Consider the following 10,172-nt stretch of genomic DNA (forward strand, 5'->3'; position numbering starts at 1 on the left):
TGAAGACAAATCGAGTAAGTGATAAAGGGGTCGGAGTGAATTAGGGAGGTTGCGAGACTTTTTCTCATCAAAGTCACCGACACTAGAGTAAACAGCTAACGTATCACTGTCCATTAACGAGTCTGACTCATGGAACAGCCTGTGATGCAGCTGAATAACGTTTCAGCTGACATATATCACCTTCAATTAGGTGCTTACCTTTAGGCTCTTCGTATTAGCTCATTCCAGCCTAAGCGAGCTAGAAGCAACCCTATTCCAGTCAACAGATAAAAGCCATTTACCAGCTTACTCTCAGCCCGCTTTGGCAACTTCAATATTTGACAACTCAGCGTCCTCTGAGCGCAATAACTCAACCTCAGCAGCTAAACCTTGTGGGTCACTGACGACTAATTTAAGCTCCTCTATCTGCTCGGGTAATTGACCGAGTGCACCAAAGTAAGTCTGCGGTTGGCTAAATTTAAGTTGTAAATTTGCGCTAGTACCACGGCCTATGCTTAGTAGCTCTGAGTCTTGGGTTTGTTTGTGCCACTCGCCAACTTCGACCTCTGCAATATCATTTATGTCGATAGCCAAGAAGCCCCACATGCTGTTGTTAATGACCAGTTTGTCCTGCTGGATATAAACGGAGTAATGGCGTGAAACTCGGTAGTTGGCAGTAATAAAAATAACCCCGTAAGCGATAATACTGGAGATGATAATCGCCACTAACTCACTCCACTGTGCCAGTAGTAGATACACCACGGTGGCAGAAGCAATCGTTGCTATTAACATCAGCAACCATGCCCAAGGCTTACCTGATAACAGCGCTATTGAATGATCACTCTCAACATGATTACGGGTAAACCAAGGGATAGCGTAGTACCAACTTGCAGGCTCTGACGCCAACACCAATGCTAAAGAGCGCTTCTTGTCATCTTCGTCTTGATACTTTTCAATAATATGAACTCTAGGGTCGCCTTTTAAACTACGCGCTTGCCAAAGTCCTTTAACAATACTGACCATCAAGTACAGCTCAATGACGAGCAATATGGCAATAATCGGGTACCTAAACCACATGATAAATTCAAAATAACTGGCAATTTCGGCAGGAAAACTGAGTCTAGCCATCAAGCCACTTAGACTAAAAATAAGCAGCAACTTCCACGCTTTTTGTTGGCCTGCTTTGATTATCCACAACCAATAGAAGATTGGCAAAATCAAAAAGTAGAGACCTGCTACTGCGGCGAGTTTGAGCTCATCAATATCAGTTAATAAGGTGTCTGGAAGAGTGTTGAACCCTAACACATAGCTGATAATGGCCAGTGCTAAAAAGCTTATCCTGAATTTTACGCTGCGCCGCATATTGGCTCCCTGCGATTATTATGATTGTTGTTCCTGTTCAATGGTTCACTTAACGTACCCATAAATCGCGTTAATTGAAAGAGAAGCCCGCAGACACCCTTAACTTAAGTGTAAACTAATGTTAGTACTACCAAATCCGATACATTGCGCGTATGTTTAGCCGTTCATAGTCATTCTTCAGGAAACAGTCTTTTGCTTAAGTTACTTTCCCGCTCAGGTTCTTTAATGGCTCTTATTAGCTTGCTATCGCTATCTGCATTAACAAGCGCCAGCGCTGACGACAATACCGCGTTTACCATTCCTCGAACCCAAACCGTAGCACTCCAAGATAGCGATAGAAGCTATGAGCTCTATATTAAGTTACCTAAAGGCTATAGCGCAGAGCGCAATAAGGCTAAACACTATCCTGTAATTTATATTACCGACGCTATGTATGCCTTTCAGATTATCTCTGGTGCCACTCGCTTTCCAATGAACTCGAATAAAATGCAGCAGGCGATACTCGTCGGGATTTCATGGCAAAATGGCCTTAGAGGGGACAAGAGTCGAGTACGAGACTTTACCCCAAGCATTGATAACAGTTGGAAAAAACAGACTGGTGGTGCCGATAGGCATATTGCCTTTCTACAGCACAAAATATTGCCCTATATGCAGCAGAACTTCAGAACAGAGCCTAAACAACGCACTTTTGTTGGTAACTCTTTAGGTGGGTTGTTAGGCGGTTATATTCTGCTTAAAAATCCTGAGTTGTTCCGCAACTATGTGCTCGGCAGTCCCTCTTTGTGGTGGGATAAACAGATGATATTTGAGGTGATGAAGCAGCAAAAGAAGACCTTGAGCAACATAAAAGCCAACGTTTTTATTGGGATTGGCGCACTAGAACATAATCGCGATGGCGGCTTGTCAAACTTTGATATGGTCGCTGATGCGCAGCAGTTTAAAACAACGATCGACAGCATTAATAGCCCAAAAAATACGGCGAGAGGCATTAATAGTAAGTTGCTGATTATCGACGAAGCGAGCCATGAAACGGCTTTCCCGACGAGTGCTATACAGGGGCTTTACTGGTTGTTTAACCTTAACAATGGCGTCAGCGAAAACGTCAATTAAGCAGCTTCAGTGCCAAGCTGTTCAATGCGCAAAATACACGGGGTTCTAATCTTTACGGTATCGCTGTTATGTTCGATTTCATGTTCATACCAATGTATGTATAAACGCAGCTGGGCATTGTCATCGAACTCATTACTGTTATAAAAACTGCGATAACAGCGAGTATGCTCAAGATACCCAGCGTGATACAGCTTTAATATGCGCCCTCCAATATGGATCTCTCGAAAGTCGACGCCGTGAGCTGAATTGTGGGGAAAATGATAGCGCCCGTAACGATAACTGCCATCGAGCACCTCAATGTTCTGCCCTTTTGTTAACAACGAGCTTAACTGCAGCGCGTCTATACGGCTTGTAAAGCACACACCACTAACGACAACACAGCTCAATACCGCTGCAGTCCAACGTAAAGCCCCTTGAGGCTTAAATAAACAAACACAAATCCAAATAACCAAGATAAGAATGGCGACCCACAACAGTGCTAATTCATAGTCGGCCCATTGACTCGAATCGAAGCTCGTTACCCAATACGACATACGCTCTCCTCCATGCAAACAATTCCTTTTGTTTGTCGCCATAGTCTCGATGAGGTAACGCTTTAAGTGGCTAGTAAAATGATGACCAAATGGCCTATGTAGGTTACCCGTGACACATTAAGTATAGACAGTTCTGCAATTATTCAAGCAAGGTTGGGCAGAGCAAAGCCCATTTGTCAGTGCGGCAGCGAGCCATAAAAAAACGCCTTCAGATGGAAGGCGTTTATAATGATGAACTTATCATTACCTCAGTGAGGCAGAGGTAGTTAGCACTACAATTAAAAAACTAAATAATCTATTCCAAGCGCAATAAACAGTGCCATGCCAGCCCAGTTATTATTCAAAAAGGCTTTAAAGCAAGGCGCTCTTTCGCGACCGAAAATCAGTTTTTGCTGGTATAGGGCGAAGCCGATAAAAGCAAGAATACCGATGCCATAAATCACGCCACGTTCAGCAATTAACCCTGCAATAATAAAGCATGCGAGGGCGGCGAACTGAAAGGCAGCAATGATCTGTCGGTCATATTTACCGAACAAGATAGCCGTCGATTTAATGCCTACCTTTAAGTCATCATCGCGATCAACCATGGCGTACATGGTGTCGTAAGCAACCGTCCAACACCAGTTTGCAGCAAACAACCACCAAGCTTCAGCCGGAACAGTACCCGTTTGTGCTGCATAGGCCATTGGAATCGACCAGCTCCAAACCGTACCAAGGAACATCTGCGGCATATTGGTGTAGCGCTTGGTAAACGGATAGATGATAGTAAGAATGATGCCAACCACTGACAGCTTAACCACTAGCGGATTGAGTAATAACACCAAGCAAAATGCAAACAGTGCCATAACCAAAAAAACGATTAATGCTTCTTTGCTGCTAATTTCACCACTGGCTAATGGTCGAGATTGAGTGCGTTCAACATGTGCATCGAGGTTACGGTCAGCGTAGTCATTAATAACACAGCCACATGCACGCATTACGACCACACCAATGACAAAAATAACCAGCACCTTAATATCTGGCATCCCACCTGCGGCAAACCATAATGCCATTAAACAAGGCCACATTAGCAGCAAGGTGCCAATAGGGCGATCCATACGGCTTAGCCGCAGATAGACATCCAGTTTATCCCTTAAATTCATTTTACTAGGCTCTCCTAAAACGTCTTCGGCCTTTAATTAATACCCAAACCAATTTAAGTCCTTTTGGCTGGGGATGTCTCTGCATTATGACTGAGCTGAATCAGTATTCAACTGCTATCGCTAATCCGCTAAAAATAGCCCAGTTATAGCTTCTCAAGCCGAGCATAAGCGATCACTAACCACTTACTGCCGACATCATAAAAATTGACCTGAATTCGCGCCTGTGGGCCACTGCCTTCGTAATTGGTCACAGTGCCCTCTCCAAATTTTGGATGACTCACTTTTTGGCCAATTTTGAAACCCGATTCGTTAAAAGAGCTGTCCTGTTTGCTAAAGCGAGTGCTTACTGCTGGCGCCGACACTTGGGTGCGCATGCGGATCTCTTGCACAAATTGCTCAGGGATCTCTTTCACAAAACGTGACGGCCTCGCAAAGCTTTCTCGTCCATAAATACGGCGAGACTCGGCATAGGTAATGTAGAGCTGCTGCATCGCTCGGGTCATACCGACATAACAAAGACGTCGCTCTTCATCGAGGCGGTCCCCTTCATCAATTGCCATCTGGCTTGGGAACAATCCCTCTTCAACCCCCGCCATAAAGACTGTGGGGAATTCAAGACCTTTGGCTGAGTGCAGCGTCATTAGTTGCACCGCATCGGTAAACTCGTCGGCTTGGCCTTCGCCAGCCTCTAGTGCTGCGTGAGATAAGAAAGCATCAAGCTCGCCCATATCTTCAAGCTCTTCAGGCACAACAAAGCTGCGGGCGGCAGTAACCAGTTCTTCTAAGTTTTCCACGCGGGCTCTGGCCTTTTCGCCCTTTTCAGTTTCATACATCAACTTAAGGCCAGATGCTTGGATCACATGATCGGTACGCCTGTGCAGCGACTGCTCTTCGGTATCGACTCTTAGCCCGACAATTAAGTCCATAAAACCACGTACGGCATTAGCCGCACGGCCGCTAAGAACTTTCTCTTCGAGTAAACGTACACAGGCATCCCACAGGGTGAGCTCTTGCTGACGCGCTGTGGTGCGCATTATCTCTAAGGTTCTACCGCCAATACCACGCGCAGGTGTATTCACCACACGCTCAAAAGCGGCGTCATCATTTTTATTACTGATGAGCCTTAGGTAACCCATGGCGTCTTTAATCTCTTGGCGCTCGAAGAATCGTAGACCGCCATAGATACGGTAAGCGATCCCTTTGTGCAGTAGGGCTTCTTCTAACACACGTGACTGGGCGTTTGAGCGGTATAAAATGGCGCAGTCTGCTAACTTGCCACCTTCATCTTGCCAATCGTTAATTCGCCCCACAATAAAGCGGGCTTCATCCATTTCATTAAACGCACAATAAAGCCCAATAGGCTCGCCGTCTTTATCATCGGTCCAAAGCTTTTTACCCATGCGATCTGGGTTGTTAGCGATAAGCTCGTTAGAAGCATTTAGAATATTGGCGGTTGAGCGGTAGTTCTGCTCTAAGCGAATTGTTTGAGCAGCAGGGAAATCCCCTAAGAACTTGTGTAGGTTTTCAACCTGGGCGCCACGCCATCCGTAAATAGATTGGTCATCATCACCCACTATCATTACGTTAGCTGTCGCTCCCGCAAGTACACGGATCCAAGCATATTGAATGGCGTTGGTATCTTGAAACTCATCCACCAAGATATGCTTAAATCTGTCTTGATAGTGATCTAAGATATGCGGCTTGTTGAGCCACAGTTCGTGAGCGCGCAGTAAGATTTCGGCAAAGTCGACCAGACCCGCTCGATCGCAAGAGTCTTGGTAAACTTGATAAATTTTTAGCAGGTTTTGCTCAATTGGAAAACCACCAGCGTCAATATGCGCAGGTCGTAGGCCGAGATCTTTCTTACCATTGATATAGCCTTGAGCATGCCTTGGCGGATACTGTTTTTCATCCAGATTAAGACTCTTAAGAATGCGTTTAATCAATCGTAGCTGATCGTCCGAATCTAAGATTTGGAAGCTTTGTGGCAGGTTGGCATCTTTATAATGAGTGCGCAGTAATCGGTGAGCTAAACCGTGGAATGTACCAATCCACATACGGCTCATATTACCGCCAGCCACTTTCTCGACGCGCTCGCGCATCTCTTTAGCTGCTTTATTGGTAAAAGTTACCGCTAAAATAGCGTAAGGACTTTGCTGTTCGACCTGCATTAGCCAAGCGATTCTGTGTGTTAGCACTCGAGTTTTACCACTACCCGCTCCAGCCAACACTAACATGCTAGATTGCGGCGCGCCTACGGCTTCACGTTGCTTGTCATTTAGGCCGTCGAGTAAAGAAGATACGTCCATTATTGCCTCCAAGAAAATCAAGCAGGCAGTATATACCCAAGCCACGTGAATGTGCAGGTTTCAGAGGCAATTCTTTATATAAGCGGAGTTGTCACCGAGGAAGAATTTTTACAAGTTCTCTTCGTTGTCGCTATGGCTAGAAAGGGAATAACAACCGCTATCATCTTAACGATAGAAAACCTAGAGGATCGCTGAGATGGCAGGTATCGCTGTGCCATCTCGGCACTTGCAGGTTACTTCTCAGCAGCAACTACTGATATTTCTACTAACAGTGCTTCGCGAGCCATTTTTGCCGCGACACAGGCTCGTGCTGGTGCATGACCTTCAGGCACCCATGCATCCCAAACGGCATTCATTTCGGCAAAGTACTGCATATCTTTTACGTAAATGGTTGCCGATAAGATGTGCTCTTTATCACTACCCGATTGCGCAAGCAGGGCATCGACTTTTTCCAGCATAGAGCTTGTCTGTTCAGTAATCCCTTGCTCGGCATCCTTACAAACTTGGCCGCACAGATAGATAGTACCGTTATGCTTAACGATGCGACTCATTCGACTACTGGTTTCAATTCTTTCAATACTCATATTCAACTCATACTCATTTATTGGCGATTATGCTCAGATCAATTTAGTGGATTCTATCGAAAAGGTGCAAATTAACCAGTGAAAAATACTTATCATTCAGATAGATATTTTATCGCTAAATTGCATGTTTCCTGTTTAACAAATTAGATCCTATACTTATTCAGGCAAGGCAAGCGATCACGGACTGATTTCTTATATTTTGAAGGATAAAAATGACCTCTACAGCAAATATCAACCACGACTCCCACACTCTCATATTTAAACACCTATATAGGTGTTATTCCGTGCGAGACATGAGTTTATGCATTTCACAAATATTGCCTGCCAAAAAGTCATCTTACAGTAGAACTCCAGGGCGATTTGACAATTTCATTGATACCCTCAAAGCAAAACTATTTTTAAGAGAGACAGCAATAAAGCTGCAATATCTCTTCTGAATTATCAGCAGAAGCGGTGCTGTTTTTACAACTCAAGGTTAGGAAATTCGTATGCTAACAATGAAACGACACACACTAAAGCCATGGCAGCTAACTCTTTCATTCATAAGTGTCTTATCCCTTTGTTTAGCAATATACCTTTATGTTGCCAAGCCCCCTTTAAACATGACGCTAATGTTTACCATCAGCCTGTTTTGTTTAGCTAATGTCGCAGTGTTGAGTGTCAGCTTATTCCAACTTTTGTCAATGACACCACGTGTTCGCCACCTAACAAATTGTGTAAGGCGTTGGTCAAATGGTGATCTCAATACACGCAATAGAATCGGTGATTATGGTGAATTGAGCGATCTAGAGGTTGAACTCAACCATATGTTTAGTCGCCTGCAAGATATTTCAGCCAAAGAGCATCATAATCAACAAACTATCCTTGGCAAAAACCATCTTCTAACTGCTATTTTGGACTCTGCTGCTGCCGCAATTTATGGCGTCGACGAAAATGGTCGCTGTATTTTTGCTAATCCACAGTGTGTAAAACTGTTAGGCTATCGCAGCGAAGAACAGCTCATCGCCTGCAACATGAGCAGTCTCATCCATCAAAACCCCGATGACAATAAAGCCATCGTGAGTTCTATCGCCGAACAACATAAACGAGATATCCACCTGAAAGAAGATCACTTTTGGCGTGCTGATGGCAGTAGCTTCCCGGTAGAGTATTGGTCACATCCAATGACTTTAGATGACAGTAAAACCGGTGCAGTGATCTCCTTTCACGATAATAGTGAACGCCTAGAAGCTGAAGCATTAATCCGTCACCAAGCACATTATGACGCGCTAACGGATCTCCCTAACCGCTTTCTCGCTCTAAGGCGTCTAGAGCAGTTGGTCGAAGGCTCTGAACGCAGTGGCAAAATGCTGGCTGTAATATTTCTAGACTTAGATGACTTTAAGAAAATTAACGATTCATTAGGGCATGAAGCTGGCGATCAATTACTGATCACTGCCGCCGATCGTCTTATGAAAGCCACTCGTAAGGAGGATACCGTTGGTCGCTTAGGTGGCGATGAATTTATCATTCTTCTCGACGGTCTCTCCAGTGCCAATGATGCGCAGCCTTTAGCTGAAAACCTTATTGGTGGTTTTAGAAAGCCCTTCTACATTGATAATCGCCAACTCATTTTAACCGCCAGTATTGGTATCGCTATTTACCCTAACGACGGCAAAACGCCGTCAGAATTACTGCGAAATGCCGACTCCGCCATGTACCACACTAAGAGTATTGGTCGTAATACCTACTCCTACTTCACCCACGCAATGAACAAAGAGGTTTCTCGTCGCTTAGCAATTGAAGAGCAGATCTACGGCGCGCTTGAACGAGGCGAACTGCAAGTTAACTATCAAATTCAGCTCGATATTCGAGACGGTAGCATAATGGGAGCCGAAGCTTTACTGAGATGGAACAACCCAGTACTCGGTAATGTCTCTCCCGCTGAGTTTATTCCGATTGCCGAGCAAACGGGTGTGATTGAACCTATGGGGGAGTTTATCCTGCACCGTGCACTAGAAACCGCTCATACTTGGCAGCAGACTTTCCATGACGACTTTAGGATAGCGATCAACCTGTCACCGAGACAGTTTAGAAATCCTAATCTAGTGCAACTAATCAGTGACAGTGTTAATCAGTTAGGGATGCAACCTAAAGATCTGGAGCTTGAAATCACTGAGGGAGTATTACTCAGTGGCCATGCATATACGCTTGATGCTTTAATGGCGTTGAGTGAAGCTGGCTTCTGTATCTCGATGGATGATTTTGGTACTGGCTATTCATCGCTAAGCTATCTGCGTACTTATCCTTTCCAGATCCTTAAAATTGACCGTAGTTTCATTAAAGATATGAACAACGACGACACCAGCAAAGAGTTGATTATCGCTACTATCGAGATGGCACATGCGCTAGGAATTAGAGTGATTGCAGAAGGTGTTGAAACCCAAGAGCAGTTCGACGAATTAAGCTTTATGATGTGTGACTATGCCCAAGGCTTTTTGATCAGTAAACCAGTGGCACTTGATGACCTATTAAAGATAGGTGAACACTATATGAAAAGCACTCAAGGGCAAGTAACAGCGTCTATTGAAGATAAGGCTGTAGCAGAAGATAAACCTGTTAAAACTTACGGCTAACCGCAGCGCCGCTATATTCAAGGCAATCACATACTCTCACTTTCTGCACCGCAGAAAGTGCAGAGATTGCTACGAACCGGTACTCTGAGTGCTCATCGCTCAAGGTGATTACCGCTGACTTATCAATTTCACAGCGAAAAATAAATGCTTGAGAGTCATAAGCGCTATGGTAATAAACGCCAGACAGATATTGAACATTGATGCTCAAACCAAGCTCTTCTTGGCATTCCCTAATAAGCGCTTGATGGATAGTCTCCCCAGGCTCTAACGCACCACCTGGCAGCCCCCATGCGAAAGCACCATAGGTTGCTTTCAACAGTAGAACCTCCATCTCATCCACGCCCTCTCGCAGTATCACCGCGTGACAACTCAATCTAAACTTGTCGTTGAATGCCATACTTACTCCTATTATCAATAGCTTATACCAATTGCATTAACAGTTTGATTATTTAGTCGTATCTCCAAACCCCATAGCGAAGCATATAGTGTTTTACCAATTTTTTACCTCAGCCGCACTACGTGAGCACCTCAGTCTTTC

General features: G+C 44.6%; 8 protein-coding genes. 2 read left to right on the plus strand and 6 right to left on the minus strand.

From position 1 onward, the window contains the following. Positions 1 to 291: 291 nt before the first annotated feature. Positions 292 to 1,341, minus strand: a complete 1,050-nt coding sequence (locus tag AB4238_RS17865; RefSeq protein WP_372034668.1) for a hypothetical protein — start codon at positions 1,339 to 1,341, stop codon at positions 292 to 294. 225 nt (positions 1,342 to 1,566) lie between these two features. On the opposite strand from AB4238_RS17865, the gene AB4238_RS17870 reads away from it, so the two are divergent. Beyond that, complete coding sequence (locus AB4238_RS17870; RefSeq protein ID WP_372034669.1) at positions 1,567 to 2,451, plus strand: alpha/beta hydrolase; 885 nt, start codon at positions 1,567 to 1,569, stop codon at positions 2,449 to 2,451. On the opposite strand, the gene AB4238_RS17875 is transcribed toward AB4238_RS17870, so the two are convergent. The 4 genes from AB4238_RS17875 to AB4238_RS17890 form a co-directional block, all read right to left on the minus strand. After that, positions 2,448 to 2,984, minus strand: a complete 537-nt coding sequence (locus tag AB4238_RS17875; protein ID WP_372034670.1) for a hypothetical protein — start codon at positions 2,982 to 2,984, stop codon at positions 2,448 to 2,450. The two genes, AB4238_RS17870 and AB4238_RS17875, sit on opposite strands and share 4 nt — an antisense overlap. 278 nt (positions 2,985 to 3,262) lie before the next feature. Further along, entirely contained in the window at positions 3,263 to 4,126 is an 864-nt protein-coding gene (ubiA, locus tag AB4238_RS17880) for a 4-hydroxybenzoate octaprenyltransferase (protein WP_372034671.1), read from the minus strand. 143 nt (positions 4,127 to 4,269) lie between these two features. Next, positions 4,270 to 6,435 carry a DNA helicase II gene (gene uvrD / locus AB4238_RS17885; RefSeq protein ID WP_372034672.1) on the minus strand — a complete coding sequence of 722 codons (2,166 nt, stop codon included), beginning with the start codon at positions 6,433 to 6,435 and terminating at the stop codon, positions 4,270 to 4,272. 233 nt (positions 6,436 to 6,668) lie between these two features. After that, positions 6,669 to 7,019 (minus strand): RidA family protein, encoded by a 351-nt coding sequence (locus tag AB4238_RS17890; RefSeq protein WP_372034673.1) that lies wholly within the window; start codon positions 7,017 to 7,019, stop codon positions 6,669 to 6,671. A 611-nt stretch (positions 7,020 to 7,630) separates the two neighbouring features. On the opposite strand from AB4238_RS17890, the gene AB4238_RS17895 reads away from it, so the two are divergent. After that, positions 7,631 to 9,634 carry a putative bifunctional diguanylate cyclase/phosphodiesterase gene (locus AB4238_RS17895; protein ID WP_372034674.1) on the plus strand — a complete coding sequence of 668 codons (2,004 nt, stop codon included), beginning with the start codon at positions 7,631 to 7,633 and terminating at the stop codon, positions 9,632 to 9,634. On the opposite strand, the gene AB4238_RS17900 is transcribed toward AB4238_RS17895, so the two are convergent. After that, entirely contained in the window at positions 9,618 to 10,031 is a 414-nt protein-coding gene (locus AB4238_RS17900; protein ID WP_372034675.1) for an NUDIX hydrolase, read from the minus strand. The two genes, AB4238_RS17895 and AB4238_RS17900, sit on opposite strands and share 17 nt — an antisense overlap. Positions 10,032 to 10,172: the final 141 nt, after the last annotated feature.

Source organism: Shewanella sp. 10N.286.45.A1, from assembly GCF_041470405.1.
Taxonomy (GTDB): Bacteria; Pseudomonadota; Gammaproteobacteria; order Enterobacterales; family Shewanellaceae; genus Shewanella.